Origin of the sequence: Sphingopyxis sp. (assembly GCF_040216815.1) — a bacterium.
Classification (GTDB): Bacteria; Pseudomonadota; Alphaproteobacteria; order Sphingomonadales; family Sphingomonadaceae; genus Sphingopyxis.
This window is the reverse complement of the sequence record NZ_JAVJOJ010000009.1, coordinates 91,719-112,162: the sequence shown is the minus strand read 5'-3', so window position 1 is coordinate 112,162 and position 20,444 is coordinate 91,719. Positions and strand designations below refer to the sequence as shown.

Genomic DNA, 20,444 nt, shown 5'->3' with positions numbered 1-20,444 from the left:
ATGCAGGGCTGCGTCAGCCGCCGCGATTTCCTGCAGGCGAGCGCGATCGCGGGAGCCATCCTGTCGAGCGCCGGTGCGCGCGCCGCACCGCGCATCGCAGCGGCCGACGTGGACGCGCTGCTGGCCCGCATGACCCTCGACGAAAAGCTTGGCCAGCTCGCTCAGGCGCGCGGCGAGCGGAACGACACGGGCCCCTTCGTGCCAGCTGGAAGCGAAGCCGATGTCCGTGCCGGCCGGGTCGGCTCGTTTCTGAGCGTCTATGGCGCCGAAACGACCCGGCGCCTCCAGCGGATCGCGGTCGAAGAAACCCGTCTCGGCATTCCGCTGCTCTTTGCCGACGATGTGATCCACGGATTCCGCACCATCTTTCCAGTGCCGATCGGCGAAGCGGCGAGCTTCGACCTGGCGGCGGCCGAAGCGGCGGCGCGGATCGCGGCGATCGAGGCGACCGCCAACGGCCTCCACTGGACCTATGCTCCCATGGTCGACATGGCGCGCGATCCGCGATGGGGCCGCGTCGTCGAAGGCGCGGGCGAGGATGTCGAGCTCGCTTGCCGCTTTGCCGAGGCGCGTGTGCGGGGATTCCAGGGACGGAGTCTGTCGGACCCCGATGCGATGCTGGCGACGGCCAAGCATTTCGTCGCATATGGCGATGCCGAAGGCGGGCGCGACTATGATGTCGCCGATGTATCCGACCGAAGGCTCGCCGAATATTATTATCCTCCCTTCCGGGATGCGATCGCGGCCGGCGCCGCGAGTGTCATGGTCGCGTTCAACGAGGTCAACGGCGTACCGATGCACGCCAATCGCGATCTCCTGACGGGCGTACTGCGCGGCGACTGGCATTTCGACGGCCTGATCGTCAGCGATTACTCGGGCGTCCGCGAACTCGTGGCGCACGGCGTCGCAGCGAACGACGAGGCGGCCGGAATCCTCGCGCTGGAGGCGGGCATCGATGTCGACATGGTGAGCGGCATCTATGTCAATACGTTGCCGGGCGCGGCGCGGCGCGGGAAGGTCGATGTCGCACGTATCGACGCGGCGGTGCGCCGCATCCTGTCGGCCAAGGCGGTGCTGGGATTGTTCGACGACCCCTATCGCAACTGCAACCCGGCGCGGGCCAAACGCCAGACGCTTCGCCCCGCGCATCGTGCTGCCGCGCGCGATCTGGCGCGCAAGAGCATGGTGCTGTTGCAGAACGAGGGCAATATCCTGCCTCTATCGAAAGCGCTGCGGTCGGTGGCGGTCATCGGACCGCTCGCCGACGATCGTCGCTCGATGCTCGGAAGCTGGGCCCCCACGGGCGTCGCCGGCGATGCGATCACGCCGCTCGAAGGCGTGAAGGCGGCGCTCGGCCCGAGGGTGAAAATCTTCGGCGCTGCGGGCGGCGATGCGGCGCTGGACGCCGCGCGCGGCGCCGACGCCGTCGTCCTGTGCATCGGCGAGCATTGGGACGAGAGCGGCGAAGCGCGCAGCCGGGTCGCGCTCGACCTCGCGCCCGACCAACAGGCGATGGCCGACACGATCCTTGCGCTGGAAAAGCCTGTCGCGGTCGTGATCTTCGCCGGCCGACCGCTCACCATCAACACCCTCGCACACCGCGCACCCGCGATATTATGGGCCTGGTATCCGGGCGTCGAAGCGGGGCACGCGCTCGCCGACATCCTGTTCGGCGACGTCAGTCCCTCGGGTCGTCTACCGATGAGCTTCCCGCGGGCCGTGGGTCAGATCCCCATCCATTATGACCGACGCAGCACGGGGCGACCGGCTAGCGAAAGCGAACGGAACAGCGCCAAATATGTGGATGCGCCGTGGACTCCGCTTTATCCGTTCGGACATGGTCTCGGCTATTCGCCGGTGCGCTATGCGGGGTTGGAGTTGTCGAGCGAGCGGTTGGCTTCGGATGGCGTGCTGCAGGTAGGCTTTTCCGTTCATAATGCGGGCGCGCATGCGGTCGAGGAGGTCGTCCAGCTCTATCTGCGCGACGATGTCGCCAGCACGACGCGACCATTGAAGGCGCTCAAGCGTTTCGCTCGCGTCGCGCTCGCGCCCGGCGAAACAAAGCCGGTCCGTTTCACGCTCGGCGCGCGCGATTTCGCGTTGCTCGACCACGATCTCCGGCCGGTAGTCGAACCGGGAAGTTTCACGCTTTACGTCGGTGGCAGTTCGGCAACCGAACTCGAAGCACATTTTACGATCGAAGGCGAAGGGAATCGGGCAATATGAGGCTATTGTCGAAGCCATTTCCGCCGCGCGCGGGCGGATTTCTTGCGCTGGTTATGATTGTGCTTCTGACCTTTCCGGCCACGCAGCCTCTTCATGCGAAGACACTGTCCACGACGGCCCCCACGCTGGCACCCTTCGAAGCCGCGCCGCTCTCGATCGGCGTTTCCTGGTACCCCGAACAATGGCCGGAAAGCCAATGGGAAGCGGACCTCGCATTGATGCGGCGGGCGGGCGTTTCGGTCGTGCGGCTCGGCGAGTTCGCCTGGGCGCGGCTCGAACCGCGCGATGGCGAATTCGATTTCGGCTGGATCGATCGCGCGGTGGCGCTTGCCGGGCGCCATGGCATTCGCGTCGTGCTCGGCACACCGACCGCCGCGCCGCCGGTCTGGCTGACCGAGGCGCATCCCGACGTGCTTCGGGTCAACGAGGACGGTAGCGTCGAGGGGCACGGCGAACGCCGCCAGTTCTCTTTCGCCAGCGCGACCTATCGCCGTTATACGGTGCGCATAGCGGGAGAGATGGCGCGGCGTTACGGGCGCAACCCTGACGTGGTGGGTTGGCAGATCGACAATGAGATTGGCGTACCTTCGTTCGATCGCGAGGCGAAGGCACGGTGGGCGAGGTGGCTCACTGCGCGCTATGGTACGGTCGAGGAACTCAATCGGCGCTGGACGACCGATTACTGGAGCCAGCGATACCAGCGCTTCGATCAAGTGCCGCTGAAGTCGAAAGGACCGCAGAACCCGGCACTGCTGCTCGACTTCAAACGGTTCGCCAGTTTCCTCTGGGCGGAATATGTCGACGAGCAGGCGGCCGCGATCCGCACCCACGCGGACAGGCGGCAGTTCGTTACCACCAACTCGACCGCATGGAACAATAATTTCGACCAGTATCTTGTTCATCGCGGCCTCGATCTCGCCGCATGGGATGATTATGTTCCGAACGGCCGTCCTGACTGGACCGCGAATGCCCTGCATCATGACGTCGTTCGTGGGTACAGGCAGCGCAATTTCTGGATCATGGAAACCCAGCCCGGCCGCGTTGACTGGGGGGCGCTCAATCGATCGCTCGACCCCGGCCAGACGCGCGAACTGGCGTGGCAGGCGGTCGGCCGTGGCGCCGATGCGATCCTCTACTGGCAGTGGCGCAGCGCATTGAACGGGCAGGAGCAATATCATGGTACGCTTGTCGGTCCCGACGGGCAGCCGATGCCGGTCTTCGATGAAATTGCGCGGACGGCACGCGAAATGGCGGCGATGTCACGGTGGTTGAAAGATACGCAGCCCGAGAAAGCCGAGGTCGCTCTGCTCTACTCGCAGGAAAGCCGTTGGGCGATCGAGGCGGAGCGGCACAGTCGCGACTATGATCCCGTCGCAACGATCACGGACTGGTATCGCCCGTTCGCCGACGATGGCTATCGAGTGGACGTACTTCCGCCCGACGCGGATCTTGCAGGCTATCGCCTGGTCGTGGCGCCGAATCTCAATATCTTGTCGGGCGACACCGCGGAACGGCTGAAGGCTTATGTCGAGCGGGGAGGCCATCTGGTCCTCGGTCCCCGATCGGGAATGAAGGACGGCGACAACGCACTGTGGCCGATGCGCCAGCCCGGACCGCTGGGGACCTCGCTTGGCGGACGTGTCGGTTATTATTATCCGCTGGACGGCCCAGTTGCAATGTCGGCGATATTTGGCGACACCACTGCGCATATATGGGGCGAGGTGCTCGAACCCGTCGCCGACGACACTAAGGTGCTGGGGCGTTTCGGCAGCGATCAGGGTTGGCTTTCGGGGCAGCCCGCCCTCCTGCGACGAAAGGTTGGACGAGGCAGCATCGCCTACCTTGGCGCCATTCTCGATCAGCAGGGGCAGGGCCGCTTTACCCGTTGGATGATCACGGAGGCCGCCGTGCCGCGTCCCTTGATGACGCCGGTCGACGGTGTCGAGTTCATGACGCGCGCGCGCGGTGCCGAACGCTTCATCATCGCCGTCAACCACGGTGAAACGGCAAAGCGAATATCTCTGCCCGCTGGAGCTGGTTGGCTACATTCCGATGATGTGCAGGGTGATATGCTGCGGCCCCATGGTGTCGCACTGGCCCATGTTAAGCATGGCACAAGATAGGTCGTAATGGTGTCGGTGTCACGCTGTGGGGCCCATCCCCTCATTGTATGTCGCCGGCCGCTGCGTTCGCGGTTCAGATGATGGCCTAAGCGGATCTCGGAAAGCGGGCGTCGGACGGATCTGCGGCGACAAGGCGCCTGGAACTTGCTCGTAACAGGCCTTCCGAACGCGGCCCAAAAGCTGCCGGTTGGGATCTTCTCTTACTCTTCCGGTCTCACCCCGACGCGTCCGACGTTTGGCTGCGGCAAAACTGGTAGCCTGGCGCCGGCGCGAATATCGCTGCCATGGCGAAAAGGGATAAGTGTGTGGCCGGGGAGGGCATTCCATTCGTTGCTCAGATGGCGATGAACGAGCGTGCGATCGGGTTCGAACCTTGAATTCCACGGCCGGGGTGACCGGCGTCACCCTTACGAGAAGGAATGTTCGTGACCAAAGCGATATTGATCGAGCGCGAAAATGATAAGCATGTCGCCGCGTTGCGTGAGATCGACGACGGGCTTTTGTCCGTTGGCAACGTCGTCGTCGATGTGGAATATTCGACGATGAACTATAAGGACGGACTGTTGATCACCGGCGAGCGGTCGCTCGTGACCAAATTCCCGATGATCCCCGGCATCGATTTTGCGGGAGTTGTCGCTGATAGCGAGGACCCGCGATGGCAGCAGGGTGACCGGGTTGTCGCCAACGGGTTCGGTCTTGGCGAGCGCCATCTTGGCGGGCTTGCTCAGCGGGTACGGGTGGAAGGCGACTGGCTGGTTCGTCTGCCCGACAATGTTTCGCCGTTCCAAGCCGCCGCCATCGGCACAGCGGGATATACGGCAATGCTTTGCGTGCTCCGCCTGGAAAGGCTGGGGGTTCTTCCCGACGATGGCGATATTCTGGTCACCGGGGCGAGCGGCGGCGTCGGCGGCGTGGCGGTCGCGCTGCTCAGCAAGCTCGGCTATCGGGTCGTCGCCGCAACGGGCCGGATGAGCGAGGCGGATTATCTGAAATCGCTCGGCGCCGCGGAAATCCTCGACCGGGCCGAACTGGCGGCACCCGGCGAACCCATGCAGCGGCAGCGCTGGGCGGGCGCCATCGATACGGCGGGCAGTCATACGCTGGTCAATGTCATCGCAGGCATTCGTTATGGCGGCGTGGTCGCTGCCACGGGGCTTGCGCATGGGATCGACTTTCCCGCGACGATGTTTCCATTCATTCTGCGCGACATCACCTTGTCGGGCGTCGACAGCGTCATGCAGCCGATGGCGGCGCGCGAAGAGGCGTGGGCGCGCCTCGCGACCGATCTCGACGTAGCGAAGCTGGAGGCGATGGTCGAGGAGATCGGGCTGTCCGATGTGATCGAGCGCGCGCCGCGTATCCTGGCCGGGGAAATTCGCGGCCGAACTGTTGTCGACGTCAATCGCGACTGAAGACCGACTGGCTGATGATGATGGTCGACGGCCGGTCCCGCAATGCGGAGCCGGCCGCCGAATCTTATTGGGCCGTCATGCCGCCATCGACGACCATTTCCGAGCCGGTCATGAAAGCGGCGTCGTCCGAAGCGAGAAAGGCAACCGCGGCGGCGACATCGGCATCGCGTCCGAAGCGGCCGAGCGGGTGCAGTCCGCCTACCGCGACGCGGGCGTCGCTCTCGACGACACCGAGCCGATCGGAGAATCCCGCCACCAGTTCGCTGCCCATCACCGTGTCAATGACGCCGGGGTGGACCGAATTGACGCGGATGCCTTGGCTGGCGAGTTCAATGGCGACCCCCTTGGTGAACAGGCGAACGGCGCCCTTGGACGCATTGTAGCAGCTGGTGTTCGGCGAACCGATCAGCCCGGCGACCGAAGACAGGTTTATGATCGAACCACCGGCGGCCCAAAGGCTGGCCCGTTCCGCGAGAAGAGGGGCCGCATAGCGACAGCCGAGGAATACCCCTTCGACATTGACGGTATGGATGCGCCGCCAATCGTCGAGGGTGGTATCCGCGAGCGATTTCATCAGGAAGAGGCCGGCGTTGTTGACCAATATGTCCAGGCCGCCGAAGCGGTCCTGTGCAAGGGACATGGCGCTTGCCCAATCCGCTTCGCTGACCCGCTCGGGCAAGATCATGCGCCGCATCCTGCGCAAGATCGCCGAAAATGATTTCGGATCGCTCGGCGACACCTCGACCCTCGCCGACCCCAGCCTCGTTGACGGACTGATCGAGGGGCGCAAGAACCGGTAAAAATGCCGCAGCCTCCCGCCAGCATTGGACGGGCCCGATTCGGGCCGTCTCCGCAGAAGGGCTGGGCAGGCCCCCTGCGCCGCAGAGTAGCGGTGAAGATCGGGACATGAATGGAACTGCAATGGCGCGCGTGGGAACTTTCACACGCGCAGACAGTCGCAAACTCAAGAAGTCACCGAACCCGTCAGCGGCGCCGGCGATCATTTGCTCCGGTCCAGTGCCCACGTCATCAGCCAGCTCCGCCGGCATGCTCGACTATCCTGTCGATTTGTCCCTTTATTGCGGCTCGTGGATCGGCTTTCTGCTCACCCTTCGCGCTCGCTGCAAACCTCGAACTTCCGGCTCTGATGCATGAGCCATGGCCCTAAATGCGGACGGTCTATGCCGCCAATTCGGGCATCGGGTAGGGCTCGGCAGTTATAGCCGCTATTTCGAGCTTGCTTCCGAAAGTTACCGGTCCGCTATACGGCCAATGACGGACACTATAGGATGGCTGGCCCACTTCGTAGCCGGGCTCACGGTTCGATCGATGAGGGTGCCGTCGATTTCCAAAGGAAAAATGGTGGACGCACTTTTTTTAGGGCTCGAACCTAGGACCCGCTGATTAAGAGTCATTGGTTCTTCTAAAATATTGATCTTGTGTCTTTTTATTCTTTCCGTTTTCGTTGGGGCCTCCCACACGTAAACGGCAAACAGGCCAAAGGTTTTTAGGTCGTCGGCCCCGTTATTTCTCACACGGTCAGGGCCTGAAATGATAGGGATAGATTGTCCGTATGTCGCAGATTTATTGGCCACATATGGCCAAATGCCTGTGCGGTAAATCGTTCTTCAGATGACCTCAGCCAAGAACTTGAGGTGATAGCGAGCATGGCGATGCTCACCCGTTCGGTAAAGCGCTCCGAGCTCGACCAGCTTTGTTAGATCGCGCGTAGCCGTCGCAGGAGCGGCGCCGGTGATCGTTTGATAGTTGCGAGCACTCAATCCACCTGTGAAGCCATCAGGGCCTTCCGCGAATATGCGTAGGATAGCTTTCTCCTGTCGTTCGTTGATTTGCCCTTGGATGCTGTCGAACAGGCGTGTCTTTCCGATCAAAAAGCGAACCTCGAGCAGGGTGCGTTCCTGCGCTTCCAGCACGATCGCTCCGAACCAGTTCAACCAGTCGTCGATCCCGAGATCGCGGCTCCCTCTATGAAGAGCGGCGTAATAGTCTTTGCGATGCCGATGGATGGTTTTGGCCAGAGCGGTCAGTGTGGGCGCGTTCAGGGCTTGCGCGAGAGCCTTTTCCGCGATCGCTCTCCCGATACGTCCATTGCCGTCCTCAAAGGGGTGGATGCTTTCGAACCAGAGATGAGCAATGCCAGCGCGCAAGACGGGGCCGAGCGGCTTCCTCCCGTCCGGTGCGCTATCGTTGAACCAGGCAATGAAGGCTTTCATCTCCCCCGCGACCTCAGATGAGGGCGGTGCTTCGAAGTGGACGCGCGGCGCATGGAGAGGGCCCGAAACGATCTGCATCGCATCCTCATGCGTTCGATAACGCCCGACGTCGACGATATCGCGCCTGCCGTTCATCAGCATTGCGTGCCAGTTGAACAGAAGCTCGTCGTTCAAGGGCATTGCGTAGCGTTGAAACAGGTCCGCCATGAGCTCGGCGGCGCCCGCCTCGGCATTGCCGACGCGCCGTTTTTCAGCAGTCAGGCCCAAGTGGCGGGCGAGGGACGACTGCACGCTTGCGCGATCCAGAATCTCACCCTCGATCGCTGAGCTCTCGATCGTTTCCTGAGAGATGAGGTCCAGCGTTAAACCCTGCCGCGCTTCCTGATCGACGTGATGTAGTGCGCCGATGACAACGCCGGCTCCCTTTAGGAAACTGGCCTCCACATCCTGGAGGAGGGAAGGGGAATAACGGAATGACGGCCAGTCTGCTTGTTGCCAATTCCACTGCATGATCGATACCGAGCCCTTCTATCGATCACGATAGCGGTATTTTATGATCGATAGAAGCACCTTCTATCGATCATCCGCACTCGGCCCATTGAGCTTCCGAAATCATTTTGTTCCTGTAAGGAGCCCAACCCCACGCCGTAACTGATTACAGGATCGCATCCATTTCATGATTCCCAAGAGCCGTCGCAAGCGAATTTCCAAAGCACCAGTGCTCCCGGCCCAACCAAATAAGAAACGCGGTCCCAAGCCGCGCGCTATCGTGGAGTTTCCCGAGCCGAACTCGACCATGTGGGGCGATCGGGACATATTCCACGAGGCGCTGGCGCTGCATATGGAGCGGCACGGCGACACCGCGTGGCATCTGCATAAAGCGATTATTGGACCAAAGGACCGTATCGACCGGAAGACCATCGTGCATTGGGTCGCTGGCACAAAGGTACCGCGATCCGTTACAAGCCTGGAAATTCTGAGCCGCATCGAGACGCGCTATCGCCTTCCGGCCGGTTACTTCGCCGCCAAGCTTCCGCATACCGGGCGAGCGGGGAGCGGGCATACCAAACTCGGCGAGATGAGTGTGGCGGAACGCCGCCGGATGGCCTGGCATCTGCCCAATGATTTTGACAGGCGCCCCCTTCGCGAGCGCCGCGAGATTTTGGACTGGGTACGGAAGGTCATTATTTCCGGCGCCACCGACTATCGTCGCTATCAGGCCATGGCCATGCGGCAACGTTATGCGCTTCGCTTCCCGGATCTGAACAACATTCGGCCGCAGGTCCCGGTTGAGCCTGCCGAAGAGTTCGACCTCGGCGAACTGGATGACATCGAACTCGAACTCGTGTCGACATCGCGCGATGCCCCGCGAGCGTTGGCGGAGGAAGTCGCACATCTCATTCAATTCAAGACGGCGACGCTTACCGAGATCGGTTATCAGCGCAACGGCGTCTGGAATGAGCAGACCGCGCTTCAAAAAGTCGATCATCTTGGACTGCTATTCGGCGCGCTCGCCGCGTCGCCCGACGGGGCAGTCGCTGGTTTGGGCGTGCCACTCGCCAAGCTCAGCGTCGCTCTGCTGGTTTTTCCTGCCGTCTGGGACTGGTACGTAAGATGGCGAGAGCGGCGGCGCGGCTTCTTTACTATCTGGGAAGTCAACATGGTGCAGCTTGGGTTGGCGATGACCCGCGCGGACACCGGCTGGCTCCGGCAGCGACCGGATCTGGCGCATAGGCTGCGCCAGATCCCCGGGTTGGTGTCGGAAGCGGACATCCAAGCTGCGCAATCGGATTGGGACGGGGTTTGCGAGGCCTTCTACTCTCACGGCATGGTCCGAGCGAAAGAGATTCAGCGTGTCGCAAAGGTCCATCGCGATACGTTCGAACCGATTATGGTCGAGCTGGAGGCGGATAGCCCCATCGGCGAGTATCGGCGGATCGCGGAGGAGATTGTACGGTTGATGCCGTCTGCGGGGCGCTATCCTCGTCCGGCAGCCGAAGCCATGCGTTCGTTGCTCTTGATCCGGCTCGGGCTGCATTTGGGCATCCGACAACGAAACATGCGGGAACTGCTCCTTTGTCCGCGTGGCGGGACTCCGAGGTCGGAGCGCCAGCTTGAAGCGCAGAGGTGCGGCGAACTGCGCTGGAGCACCAAGGAGAAGGGGTGGGAGGTGCTCATCCCCGCTGCGGCCTTCAAGAACGCGAATTCCTCTTTCTTCGCGAAGCGGCCGTATCGGCTGCTGCTGCCGGACGTTGGAGATCTCTATCGCTTTATTGATAGATATATCCGGATACATCGCCCGGTTCTGCTCAACGGTGCTCCGGATCCCGGCAACTTCTTTGTGAAGACGGTAAAATCCACCAGCCGAGAAGCCGCATACAGCCAGTCTGCATTCTATGAAGCATGGCGGCTGACCATTCAGCGCTATGGGATTTTCAACCCCTATACCAAGCGTGGAGCGATTGAGGGATTGTTGCCGCATGGGCCTCATAATGTGCGCGATGTTCTTGCCACGCATATCCTCAAAGAAACCGGATCGTACGAGCAGGCGGGCTATGCAATTCAAGATACCGCAGATGTGGTCGCCCAGCATTACGGGCGGTTTCTGCCGGAGAACAAAATTGCGCTGGCAGCGAAAGTGATCAACCAAGTCTGGGCTGTGGCTTGAGAACAGCAGGGGAGGCGATGGCGGCGGCGTCCGATTTGCGCCTGATATTGGTCGTTTAGATCCTGATTACGCTGTTCCCAAAAGCGGCCATTCACTGGAGGAGACACGAAGCTTTGGTTTCGATGCTTGTGTCCCACTTCAGCGCTTAGCAGCGCGACCAAATGTACCGAGGGGCGCGGCCAGCGAGGCGCGATGGACGCGCCGCCGGGGCCCCGTCGGAGCCGCGATGGGGTGGCAAGGGCCGTAGCGCGGCTAAGGCTGGCTTGCGACGCGCCGGGCCACGCCCAAGGCTGTGCGCTACCCCAGCGCCACGACGGAGGGAAGGGCCGACAAGAGCGCCGCGCGGTTGCGCGCGGGCCGCGTGGGGCCGACGGCCCACCCGCCAGGAGATCGTCACCGAATGGCCAGGACGCCGCAACGCGGCCCGGGGACGGCGCCGCCGCCACCGGCCTAGAGCCCTGGTCGCGTCCTTGGCGCGAGACGCCTGAATGTTGCAGCCGGCGGCTCCATCCATCGATGTGATGATGGCGACCTGGTCGAACGTCTCGCCATCCCCTTTTTCGCATTGGCGCGGATGGGCGCAGCGACATCCCTGGAAATTGTCGGCGCCCGAACTATCTCCCAATCGGATATAATTTGACTTAAAGGCTCCATTGATGCTGTCGGCGAGCGGTCCATATCGCTATCATCGGCCCCTTGAAGGCTGACGCGGATCGCTATCTGGTCATTCGGTGGCGCGTAAAAATAGTGGGGGCGACATGGCACGTCGGGTATTTTTCAGTTTTCACTATGCGCGCGATGTGCGCCGCATTCAGCAAGTTCGGCAGAGCTGGGTCGTCAGGCCCGAGGGCGAAGCGCAGCCCTTCTACGACAAGGCCGAGTTCGAGGAAGCGAAGCGGCGCGCGGGCGGTATCGAAAACTGGATCGAGCAGCAGCTCAAGGGCACGTCGGTGACGGTTGTGCTGTTTGGTGCCCAGACCTATGATCGCCCTTGGGTCAAGCACGAGATCAAGCGCAGCTACGAGCTGGGCAAGGGACTGCTCGCGATCGACCTGTTCGGCGTGAAAGACCCGCAGACGGGTATCGATGTGCCGGGGCGCAATCCGCTCGACCACTGGAGCATCGACCGCGGCGGCATCAAAACCGCTTTTTCGAAAATCTATCCGACCTACAGCTGGGTGGGCGACGACGGGTATCACAATATGCCCGCATGGATCGAGGCGGCCGCCAAGGCAGCGGGCCGCTAGCAATGGCGATTGATCTGTCGACGCTTACCGAAGCCTCCACGCGCTTTCGGGTCCATGTCACCAAGGCCATGGTCGAGGAAGCGCGGACCCGAAACGCCAAGACTGTCTTTCTCTGCCACAGCCACAAGGACGAGCAATATGTCAAAGGCTTCGTCCAGCTGCTGAATGATGCCGGCTGGGACGCCTATGTCGACTGGATGGACCATGACATGCCGCCGCGTCCAAACCGCAAAACCGCCGAGAATATCCAGCGACGGATCAAGCAATCGACCTATTTCATGTTTCTGGCGACGCCCAATGCCATGAAGTCACGCTGGTGCCCTTGGGAAATCGGCTACGCCGATGGCGTCAAGCAATCGGACCGAATCTTCGTCGCCGCGACTAGGGACGGAGGGGGAATCCATGGCAACGAATATCTCGATCTCTATCGAAGGGTGAATTTTTCCGAAGGAAGAAGGCTCAAAGCTTGGCAACCAGGCGACACTGAGCATGGCGTCGAAATCGCATCGCTTTAGGGGAACAATCGTTTTGCCCCTCGCGATCAACGAGAGCCTGATGGTTGCTCGCCTGCGATGGCTTTGACGATCCGCCGCCGCGATTGGGCGCAGGCAAGCAGCGCCGCCGCTTCGCCAGACTGGTCGATCCAATCGAAAAAGCGTTGGGCGCTAAAGCGGGTCGTTGTTCGGTCGCGGCAATTCTGCAGAAAGAGAAACTGCACTTTTTGCAGGGGGTCGGCGGCATAGACACCGAAGGGCGCCGCCACCACCGTCGCGTCGGGAAAGCCAAGCATCGCGATCGCTTGGCTTTCGGTGGCACCTTTCTGGCAACCGATCACATGAACGGGGCCCGCCGCGGCTGCGAGCGCCGCCTCATATTCGAAGTCGCGTAAAAACGGTTGGCCGACGAGCTCGCGCGCCGCGGCAATTGTTAAAGCCGCCGGGATCGCGTGGACCGCGAACAGCACGGCTTTTCCCGCGACCGGTAATTCGACGCGGTTTCCCGCGCGCTTGCCACCAGGCCGCGCGGCAAAACAGTCGGCGAGCGTGTCGACCATTAGCGCCTGGCGATCGCGAAAGTTGAGACTGCTCCACTGCAGCGCCTCGCCGGTGTGGAACTTGCCCTTGCGCGCCTCGCGCACGCCCAAGCGCGCGAGTGATTGAACTGCGTCGAAGACGGCTTCGCGAATCCGCTCGAGGGCGTCGTCGCGGGTTCGTACCGAACCGCCACGAAAGAAGTTCTGGGTCTGGAGATACTCTCGGAACCGCGCATTGCGCGCGATCTGCGAAGGATCTTTAGGATTGTCGGCGATGTCGGGGAGCGCAACGAGGCGAACCTTGCCCGCCGTCGTTGCCACGCCGCGCATCAATTCGGCATGGCAGATGCCGATATCCGATGCTCCCGCCGCCCAGCCGGCGTTCCCATTGCTCAGCACAACGACGATGTCGGCTTCGTCGACCTGACCGAGGCAAATGTCGATCGAATCGCCCGCGGCGTCGCCGGGCGGGGCATCCTCGTTGATCCAAACCTCGAACATCGGTTTCCCGAAGAGGCGCACGGCTTCGAGTTCGCGCTTCGCTGCGCGGCGCAAATCGCTGAGCGGCGACCCGCCCTCGGGAAACGGGTCGTTGCAGCGGCTCGATATCATCACGCGAAGCTTTTTGTCGGGCATCTACGACTCCATGTTAGGATCAGCGGGGCGGCGGATGGCGAACAACGAAATTCTTCTGTTTCGACAAATAGGGCGCGACGCCTTGCGTCGCGGGATCGAACAGGCGGGGCTTGTGCTTCTTCTCCCATTCCTGCGCGCGCACCTTGTCGATGTCGGCGGGCGGATATGTCAGCTCGACGATCGTCTTTGCGCCGGCGCGCGCCACCGCCAGATATTCGAATGTTTCGCGGTCGGGATTTTCATGCTTGCCGTCGCCCGAAAAGACGTAGTGCTCGGCCGGGAACATCGCAAAGCATTCGGCGCTGTTGTTTCGGTCGCTGCCGTGATGCGGCACCTTGAAAATGTTGACCGACAAGGGTTGCGACTTGCTGGCGAGACCGAAGGCTGCGGCCGCTTCCATCATCTTGTCGCCGCGTGCGTCGCCGGTGAGAAGGAATCGCTTTTTCTCCTTTTCGACGAGGAGGACAATGCTCGACAAATTGGCGACCGACGTGTCGGTGAAGCTCGCGAGCAGCGATGCAGGGGTCGCTTGGCCCTTGTTCCGCGCCTTGAGCCAGGCTGCGAAATCCTTTCGCAAAGCGTCGAGTTCGGTCTTTCGCGGGCCGAGAAGCCGGATCGACAGCCCGTCGATGTCGAGCGGCGCGGCGCTATGCGCCTCGATCGCTTTACCCTTAAATTCGGGGTTAATCGCGATGCCGAGCGCCTTGGCCTGGGTAAGCAAATTATAGCCTTGGGCAATGCTCGCAAGCACCATTCCGAGGTCCTCGGCGCCCTCCTTCGTGGCCTCGGGCGCTATGGCGCCGAGGCTGGCGATGATGGCATCGCCCGCCCCGGCGAGCGCGGCAACGTCACCGCTTTTGGTGTCGACGAGACTCAGAAAGCTGTTGTGCCACAGGCGATCGACCCGAAAATCGGGCTTATGCGTGCCCCCCTGCGCCGCGATATCGTCGAAGAGCGCCTCGATGCCGTTGATATGGTCATCATCGATGTGGCTAACGATTATGAGGTCGATGACGAGCGGATCGGACTTGCCGATCGCGCCTTCGGCGATCCGCTCCTTGCGTAGTTCGAGCAAGCGCGGCTTGAGCGACTGTTTGTAAACGCCAGCGGGACCGCCGTCGATCAGGATCAGGCGCTTATGTCCATTCTCCTCATGGTGGAGGAGCAGGCAATCGCCCTTGGCGGCAGGCAGGACCTCGAGTTCCATATTTTCCCCCTCTCCCTTTTCGCAACCGCAACCTCACCACCCTAGACCCGCTGCATTGCGCGCAAGATATCGAGCATGCCCGCCCCCTGGAAACTGCGCTCGCGTCCGAGATCGGTGCAGCTTTCGCACAGGATCGCCTTGATCTCGGCGGCGCGGCCGAGGAACTCGGGGTTGCGCGCCATCAGCATCGCCGCCGCGCCGCTGACGTGCGGCGCGGCCATGCTCGTGCCGCTGAGAGCGTCCTCGCTCGGGCCGGGGATCATGCTCCATATTTTCTCCCCGGGCGCGACCAGATCAGGTTTCTGGCGACCGTCGCCCGTGGGCCCGCGGCTCGAGAAGAAGCTGACGCCATAGCTGTGGGGCGAGGTGCGATGCGTTGCACCGACGGTGATCACCGCCTCGGCGTTGCCCGGGTCGGTGATACTCGACGGTGCGTAGGATTCGAACGCGCCGCCATCGCTAAGATGGTAACTTTGAAAGCCGTGATTGCCGGCGGCCGCAACGACGACCACACCCGAAGCAACGAGCTTGCTCGCCTCTTCGCAAACAGGGGTTCGGCCGCATGCATAATTACGCACATCGTGGCGAATCGAGAGGCTGATATTGGCGCCATGAATTTCGGTGTGATAGGATCTTGCGTTGAGATAACGGATGAACTGCAAGGCGCCGACGAGCGCAAATTCGCTATCGCCGCCGCCTCCGGTCACGACACGGAAATCATAGAGACGGATATCGGGACACACCCCGCGCTGCGCAGTCGGTGCCCCGCCTGCGAAGTCGGCCGCATCCCAGCCGCCGCCGATGATCCCCGCGACATGCGTACCGTGCGGGTGCGCCGGCACGCCGGGCGAGGCCTCGAGAACATATTTCTCGGCGCGCATCCAGTCGATGGGCCTACGCTCGCGTGCGTCCTGCGCGAGCGATAACAGATCTTTTATGACCAAGCCGAGCGGCAGGCCGCTGCTTTCGGCGAGGAACTGCGCATTGTCGCGGAGGATGTCGCCATTATAAAGATGATCGACGAGCACGGCGCGGCGAAGCTGCGTAAAATCATAGGTGGCAACGACCCGGCTGTTTGGCGGATCGCGCAAATCCTTGAAGGCGGGATGGCTCGCATCGATCCCCGTGTCGAGGACCGCCCAGGCAAGCCGCTCGCAGTTCACAGAAAAAAGCGTCGCGGCCGCGTCGCCCTTGATCGCCGGCACCGAGCGGTCGATCGCGAGCTCGACCGGGCGGTTCAGCGATACCGCGAATATATCATAATCGCTGCCTAGGCCGATGGGGCGCAGCCGCACCAGATGCTCGCCAATCTCGCCGGCAAGCGCCGCGATCGCCTCAATGTCGGCGCGGCGATAAAAGTCGGCGGGCGTCCCGATTTCGGCAGCGTCGGCGGCCTCGGCGCCTTCGGCCCATAGCAGCGATGCCAGCACGCGCAGCGTCGCGGCGAGACGTTCGATCCCGGGAGGCGTCTCGATGGTCGCGCTTTCCCAACCGCGTCTGCGGCGCAGCTCGTGCAGTTGCCGCGCGACGCGCTCCTCCACGCGCGCTGCGACACCATCGTCGGCAGCGAGACCAAGCGACCGTGCCCAGCGGGTGAAAGGCAGCAGCGAATAGGCAAGTTCCTTGATGCGCAGGCGGGCCGCCACAAGACCTTCGACGAAGGACAGGCCGTAGCCGAGCCGATGGCCGGCGTCGCCGAAGCCGGGGCGCTCGGGCGTATCGTAAAGTCGCGCGGCGATGCGCGCCGCGACAAGCCCGGTGGGCGTGTCGCGATAGGCCTCGACCAGGAGATCGAGCGCTTCGCCTGGCGCCCCGGCATAGCCCGCCCAGACGTCGCTGCGGACCGGCGAATCCTGCACGAGACGCCCATCAGCGTCGGGACCAAGAACGAGGCTGTTGACCACCTCGCGACCCAGAATGATCATGTCCCCTCCCGTCACGGCCGCGCGAGCATCGATGCGGCGCGAACACGCGACACGCCGAACATGCTCGAAGGTGCGAGGGCCGTACCCGGCTGTCAAACATTATCGCATCGGCTTTGGTAAGGATTGCCGGGGCGGGCGCACGCTACCGATAAATAGCATATCGGGGAAGATTGCGCTTTGCAGCGCGCGGCCATGAGCTATCGTGCCGGTCTCGAAAATCAGGGAGAGGGCCTGTGGAGGGCAAGCGGCCGCGTAACGTCATTGTCTGCTGCGACGGCACGTCGAACCAGCCGGCAAAACACCAAACCAATGTCGCACGCCTGGTCTACGCACTCGAAAAGGACTTCGAGACGCAGCATGTCTATTATCAGCCGGGCCTTGGAACGCGCGCGTCGCCCGGTTTCCCGCTTCCCGTCGGCAATTTTCTGGCGCGGGTTGGGGGCATGGCGTTCGGCTATGGGATCAAAGACGACCTGCGCGACGCCTATGTGTTCATCATGAACCATTGGCGGCCAGGCGACCAGCTCTTCCTGTTCGGATTCAGCCGCGGCGCCTATACCGTCCGTATCCTCGCTGCCCTGCTCTCCACTTACGGCGTTCCGATGCCCGGCAACGAGGCGCTTCTACCCTATGCGATCAAGATGTTCTGGCGCGCCAATGGGGCCGAAGGCGCAGCGTTCGACACGGTCATGACGCTCGCTAGGCGTTTCAAGGCCAATCTCTCGATGGCCGAATGCAAGCCCCATTTTGTTGGCGTTTGGGATACGGTGAGTTCGGTCGGCTGGATCGGAACACCCGTGGCGCTACCCTATACGGGCGCCAATCCGGATATCGCGCATATCCGGCATGCGATTGCGCTCGACGAGAAGCGGGCCTTTTTCAGGACAAACCGCTTCCGCCCGCACGCCCGGCAGGATTGTGCGGAAATGTGGTTTCCGGGCGATCATTGCGACGTCGGCGGGGGTCATGCCGAATCGGCATCCGGCCTCAGCAAATATTCGCTCCGCTGGATGGCCGACGAAGCCGCGGCGAAAGGGCTTGGCATCGATAAAGACCGCCTTGCCGACATACTCGGCGAGAGCGAGGGGAGCCATTTCACGCCCGCCTCGCCGAAGGCTGAAATTCACCGCATGCCCTTCTATTGGTGGCCGGCAGAATTTCTTCCCAAGAAGCGCTGGGACAACAAGACCCAGCGAACGACACGCCGCCTCAATCTTTTCCGTCGCCGGCGCCCACCGAAAAACGCGCTGATCCATCCCGTCGCGTGGGATATCGACGGCTATGCCGAACGCCATCTAAAGGACTTCCGTCGTCCAGAGGCGCCGCAATGATGCGGTTGGCATGCGTTCCCTTTTGACGCGAGGAGAGACCGCAATGAGCCATTACGAACTCGCCATTCTCGGTTCGCCCACCGAGGCCGAGCGAGCTGCGCTTGTCCGCGCGATTGCCACGCTCGTCGGCGATTTCGGGATAGAAATCGGTCGCGAGCTGATCCTTCACGACGGCGCTAGCGTGGCCGGGCGCAACCCCCGCGCCGCCTTCGTTGCTGCCTATTTCGGGGGCGTCCCCGCAAGCGATGTCGAAGCGGCGCGGATGCTCGTTGCGCAAAGCGCGCCCGTGATCCCGACCGTGGGGCCAACCCAGGAATTTGGCACCTGCATTCCCGATTTCCTCCAGTCGGCGAACGGGCTTCGCCGGCGGGGTGACGACGAACCGATGCGCGAGCTCGCAGCAGCGCTCCTCGAATGCATCGGCCTGCTTCGTCAGCAGCGGCGTGTCTTCGTGAGCTACCGCCGTACCGAGGCGCGCGCCGCAGCGCTGCAACTCCATGACCTGTTGTCGGCACGCGGGTTCGACGTCTTTCTCGACACGCACGACATTCGACCCGGCGATCCCTTCCAGGAAGTGTTGTGGCACCGCCTTGTCGACTCGGATGTCATGGTCATGCTCGACACACCGACCTATTTCGAGAGCCGCTGGACCCGGCAGGAAATTGGCCGTGCCCGTGCCAAGGAAATCCATGTCCTCCGTGTCATATGGCCAGGGCTCGAGCCGAACCGCATGACGGACCTTGCCGAGACGGTCTACCTCGATGCTGACGAACTGACGGGTTCCGACGGTCCGATCGTCGATACCGCCGCCGATGCGATCTTGCTGCGGGTCGAGGATTTGCGCAGCCGGAGCATTGCCGCGCGCTTCATGTCGATCACTGGCAAGCTCAGGGCCGACATTGTGAAGATTGGGGCCGAGGTGGAGGGAATCGGCGCGCATCGGGCAATCGCGGTGCGCCTGCTCGATCAACGCAAGGTCTGGGCCTATCCGATCGTCGGAATCCCGACCGCTGAAATTTTGAACGATGTGGTAGAAAAGGCGCGGCGCGCCGAGCAGCAGGGCATACCGGTGCTCGTTTACGACCATATTGGAATCCGGCAGGCCTGGACGGCGCATCTGAAGTGGCTCGACGAACAGATTGCGGCCGTGCGCGCGATCAAGGTGTCCGACGCCGGTTGGGAACTGGCAGGATGGGAGGCTTGAAAATGGACGCAATTTTCCTGTCCGCCGGCGTCCCCGATCCGCGGCGCGGTCCCGAATATGCCGCGACCGCCGACACGGTGGCGATTACCGCCGCGGTCTCGGCGCTAGTCTATGTCACGCTCGGACGCCGTCCGCTGATCTGGGGCGGCCATCCTGCGATCACGCCGATGATCTGGGTCATCGCCGAAGACTTGGACCTCGATTACGGACGTTGGGTCGGGCTCTATCAGTCACGCCATTTCAAAGACCAGTTTCCGCAAGACAACGCACGGTTCGGCAATGTCACGCTCACCGACGATATCGCCGGCGATCGCGCGCAAAGCTTGCTGCATATGCGTCGACGGATGTTCAGCGAGCATCGCTTCGCCGCCGCCGTCTTCATCGGCGGCATGAGCGGGATCATCGACGAATATGACCTGTTCCGGGAGCTTCAGCCAGAGGCCGCGATTATCCCGGTGGTCTCGACCGGCGGCGCCACGATCGAAGTCGGCAAGCGGCTCGATGCGTTCGCACCCGATCTCGCCGACGATCCCGACTATGTCGCGCTCTTTCACCGCCACCTGGGCATTTCGGCCAGGGAGCGGCGTTTCGACACCCCGGATGCGCAACCGCGCGCTATCGAAGCGCGCTATTGGCGGCCGCCGGAATGAACCGCGAGCCGTCCCCGCTTTCTACGGCTGACGACCGGGCACGGGTCAGTCCGAACCGCCATATCGCATCAGGATTTTTTCCTCGTCGCCGTCGCCAACCACCAACGACCAGTCCGAAAAGCCGAGCCATCCATCGGGCAGCGATGTGGCGGCCTGCATGCCGCTGGCGAGGTCGATCGTGGCTCGGCCAATCCCGCGCTCGAACGGAGCGATGACGAAGCAAGAATGGCCCGCCACGAGGAGTTGCCCCTTGAAAGACTGCCCGATATAGGGGCTGGCCGCTGCGGCGACGGGATCCACGCGCACGGCCACAGGGGGCAGCAATGCGACGGGTTCGCTGTCACTTGGAAGCTGAAGAAACGGCCCGCTCTGATCGGGACGGTCGAAAACGGGTTCCCAGCGATCCGGCGCCCGGCCATCGCCTGCCGCCGCTCCGACGCAGAGCGCGAGCCAGCGCCCGCCAGCATAATCGGACCGAACATAAAATTGTCCCGGTTTTAGCGCGGCGGGATAAACGACGCCGACAATTCCTCGCAGCATCGCTCGAT

General features: G+C 62.5%; 16 protein-coding genes. 10 read left to right on the top strand and 6 right to left on the bottom strand.

Annotation, left to right across the window (positions count from 1 at the left end; translation table 11 throughout):
- From RIA72_RS11090 to acuI, 3 genes are all read left to right on the top strand, one after another.
- Positions 1 to 2,226 carry a glycoside hydrolase family 3 N-terminal domain-containing protein gene (locus tag RIA72_RS11090; RefSeq protein WP_215353421.1) on the top strand — a complete coding sequence of 742 codons (2,226 nt, stop codon included), beginning with the start codon at positions 1 to 3 and terminating at the stop codon, positions 2,224 to 2,226.
- 53 nt (positions 2,227 to 2,279) lie between these two features.
- On the top strand, positions 2,280 to 4,349 hold the full coding sequence (locus tag RIA72_RS11085) for a beta-galactosidase (RefSeq protein WP_158500100.1): 2,070 nt from the start codon (positions 2,280 to 2,282) through the stop codon (positions 4,347 to 4,349).
- A 425-nt stretch (positions 4,350 to 4,774) separates the two neighbouring features.
- On the top strand, positions 4,775 to 5,761 hold the full coding sequence (acuI, locus tag RIA72_RS11080; RefSeq protein ID WP_054590310.1) for an acrylyl-CoA reductase (NADPH): 987 nt from the start codon (positions 4,775 to 4,777) through the stop codon (positions 5,759 to 5,761).
- A 64-nt stretch (positions 5,762 to 5,825) separates the two neighbouring features.
- Here the strand turns inward: acuI and RIA72_RS11075 are convergent, their stop codons facing one another.
- Positions 5,826 to 6,401, bottom strand: a complete 576-nt coding sequence (locus RIA72_RS11075) for an SDR family NAD(P)-dependent oxidoreductase (protein ID WP_054588729.1) — start codon at positions 6,399 to 6,401, stop codon at positions 5,826 to 5,828.
- Between RIA72_RS11075 and RIA72_RS11070 the strand changes: the two genes are divergently transcribed.
- The gene (locus RIA72_RS11070; RefSeq protein ID WP_158500099.1) at positions 6,400 to 6,561 is read left to right on the top strand and encodes a hypothetical protein; all 162 of its coding nucleotides are present in this window, start codon (positions 6,400 to 6,402) and stop codon (positions 6,559 to 6,561) included. The two genes, RIA72_RS11075 and RIA72_RS11070, sit on opposite strands and share 2 nt — an antisense overlap.
- Before the next feature lie 828 nt (positions 6,562 to 7,389).
- Here the strand turns inward: RIA72_RS11070 and RIA72_RS11065 are convergent.
- Positions 7,390 to 8,505: a Fic family protein gene (locus RIA72_RS11065; protein ID WP_054588728.1), complete on the bottom strand. Its 1,116-nt coding sequence runs from the start codon at positions 8,503 to 8,505 to the stop codon at positions 7,390 to 7,392.
- Positions 8,506 to 8,671: 166 nt separating this feature from the next.
- On the opposite strand from RIA72_RS11065, the gene RIA72_RS11060 reads away from it, so the two are divergent.
- From RIA72_RS11060 to RIA72_RS11050, 3 genes are all read left to right on the top strand, one after another.
- A complete protein-coding gene (locus tag RIA72_RS11060) occupies positions 8,672 to 10,663 on the top strand; it encodes a hypothetical protein (RefSeq protein ID WP_058804211.1) in 1,992 nt (663 codons plus the stop codon).
- A 758-nt stretch (positions 10,664 to 11,421) separates the two neighbouring features.
- Positions 11,422 to 11,910: a TIR domain-containing protein gene (locus RIA72_RS11055; protein ID WP_215353418.1), complete on the top strand. Its 489-nt coding sequence runs from the start codon at positions 11,422 to 11,424 to the stop codon at positions 11,908 to 11,910.
- Between the two features lie 2 nt (positions 11,911 to 11,912).
- Positions 11,913 to 12,425 (top strand): toll/interleukin-1 receptor domain-containing protein, encoded by a 513-nt coding sequence (locus RIA72_RS11050; protein WP_215353417.1) that lies wholly within the window; start codon positions 11,913 to 11,915, stop codon positions 12,423 to 12,425.
- Between the two features lie 26 nt (positions 12,426 to 12,451).
- On the opposite strand, the gene RIA72_RS11045 is transcribed toward RIA72_RS11050, so the two are convergent.
- The 3 genes from RIA72_RS11045 to RIA72_RS11035 are packed head-to-tail and all read right to left on the bottom strand — an operon-like array spanning position 12,452 to position 16,711.
- Positions 12,452 to 13,579, bottom strand: a complete 1,128-nt coding sequence (locus RIA72_RS11045; RefSeq protein WP_294027783.1) for a hypothetical protein — start codon at positions 13,577 to 13,579, stop codon at positions 12,452 to 12,454.
- Positions 13,580 to 13,598: 19 nt separating this feature from the next.
- Complete coding sequence (locus RIA72_RS11040; RefSeq protein ID WP_215353415.1) at positions 13,599 to 14,786, bottom strand: ComEC/Rec2 family competence protein; 1,188 nt, start codon at positions 14,784 to 14,786, stop codon at positions 13,599 to 13,601.
- 41 nt (positions 14,787 to 14,827) lie between these two features.
- Positions 14,828 to 16,711 (bottom strand): S8 family serine peptidase, encoded by a 1,884-nt coding sequence (locus RIA72_RS11035; RefSeq protein WP_294027781.1) that lies wholly within the window; start codon positions 16,709 to 16,711, stop codon positions 14,828 to 14,830.
- A gap of 233 nt (positions 16,712 to 16,944) precedes the next feature.
- On the opposite strand from RIA72_RS11035, the gene RIA72_RS11030 reads away from it, so the two are divergent.
- From RIA72_RS11030 to thcA, 3 genes are read left to right on the top strand one after another with little or no spacing between them, the layout of a single operon-like run.
- Positions 16,945 to 18,042: a T6SS phospholipase effector Tle1-like catalytic domain-containing protein gene (locus RIA72_RS11030; RefSeq protein ID WP_215353413.1), complete on the top strand. Its 1,098-nt coding sequence runs from the start codon at positions 16,945 to 16,947 to the stop codon at positions 18,040 to 18,042.
- 43 nt (positions 18,043 to 18,085) lie between these two features.
- Positions 18,086 to 19,246: a Thoeris type III anti-phage system protein ThcB4 gene (gene thcB4 / locus RIA72_RS11025; protein ID WP_215353412.1), complete on the top strand. Its 1,161-nt coding sequence runs from the start codon at positions 18,086 to 18,088 to the stop codon at positions 19,244 to 19,246.
- 2 nt (positions 19,247 to 19,248) lie between these two features.
- Complete coding sequence (thcA, locus tag RIA72_RS11020; protein WP_215353411.1) at positions 19,249 to 19,896, top strand: Thoeris type III anti-phage system protein ThcA; 648 nt, start codon at positions 19,249 to 19,251, stop codon at positions 19,894 to 19,896.
- Positions 19,897 to 19,941: 45 nt separating this feature from the next.
- Here the strand turns inward: thcA and RIA72_RS11015 are convergent, their stop codons facing one another.
- Complete coding sequence (locus RIA72_RS11015; RefSeq protein ID WP_215353410.1) at positions 19,942 to 20,436, bottom strand: hypothetical protein; 495 nt, start codon at positions 20,434 to 20,436, stop codon at positions 19,942 to 19,944.
- Positions 20,437 to 20,444: the final 8 nt, after the last annotated feature.